Source organism: Amycolatopsis sp. SID8362, from assembly GCF_010550475.1.
GTDB classification, from domain to species: Bacteria; Actinomycetota; Actinomycetes; order Mycobacteriales; family Pseudonocardiaceae; genus Amycolatopsis; species Amycolatopsis eburnea.
Genome location: NZ_JAAGNB010000720.1, coordinates 1 through 1,026, shown reverse-complemented (window position 1 = coordinate 1,026; position 1,026 = coordinate 1). Strand labels below are relative to the sequence as shown.

Sequence of the window (1,026 nt, the reverse complement as noted above, 5' to 3'; positions counted from 1 at the left end):
TCCGCGGGCCGGGCGGCCAGCACGGTCGCGTGCGCGGCCCGCACCTGGCCGGGCGAGTCGCAGTCGAGCAGGGCGGCGTCCTCGCCACACCGCCGCCAGCGCACGGCGTCAGCCGACGACGCGGTGCAGCAGCGCGGAGCTGTGGGGCTGCATCTCCTGGCCGACCATCGCGCGCTCCTCGACGTAGCCGAGGGAGCCCTCGATCAGGCCGTACAGCCGCTGGGCGGCGGTGACGTCCTTCGCCGTGGCCGTGCGGACCACCGCGTCGGTGCCGAGCTCCCAGGACGTCTGGTTGCGCGGCTTGCCGTAGTACAGCTCGACGATGCCGGTGTTGTGCGTGAGCAGCAGCTCGATCGTGTCGTCTTCCTGCGGCCGCCAGAACCCGGACTCGCGGGCGGCGGGGCGGATGACGTTGCCCTCGTCGTCGAGCAGCCAGGCCCGGGCCTCGTGGATGAGGAACGGACGGCCGTCGTGCGAGATCGTGAGCTGCTGCGCGAACTTGCGCGGGCCGTCGATGGTCGGGTAGTCGACCTCGCCCTCACCGCGCCAGACACCGACGAGCGGCAGCAGCGCGAGGCAGGCGTCGTTGAGGTTCGCCCCCTCGCGCAGGTTCGCGGTGTCGTTGGGGATGGGCAGGTCGTCCCACAGCGGGAGGTTGCGCGCCCGGGTGCTCTCCGCGCGCTTCTCCGCTGCCGCGATGGCTTCGTCGCCGCTGGCGGTCATGGGTCAGCGCTGGTCCGCGTACAGCCGGTAGACGACGTACACGGCGAACCAGGTGATCGCGATGCCCGCCAGCACCAGCAGGGTCGTAAACAGGATTTCCACGCCTCGGAGGATAGTCCGCCCGGCCTCACGCGGCCCGGCGCAGGGTCGCCGCGGTGAGCACGGTCACCGACAGCAGGACCAGCCCGGCCACCGCCATGGCCAGGTGCAGGCCGCCCGGCAGGGTCGGACCGGCGGCCACCAGCGCGCCGAGAGCGGCGACGCCGAGCGCGGTGCCGGTCTGGCGGGCGGCGTTGACCGTCG

Annotated in this window: 1 protein-coding gene; it reads right to left on the bottom strand. The window is 73.2% G+C overall.

The genetic code is table 11. The features are described from left to right. Nucleotides 1-108: 108 nt before the first annotated feature. Nucleotides 109-723: an FABP family protein gene (locus G3I65_RS22025; RefSeq protein WP_160697786.1), complete on the bottom strand. Its 615-nt coding sequence runs from the start codon at nucleotides 721-723 to the stop codon at nucleotides 109-111. Between the last annotated feature and the right edge of the window lie 303 nt (nucleotides 724-1,026).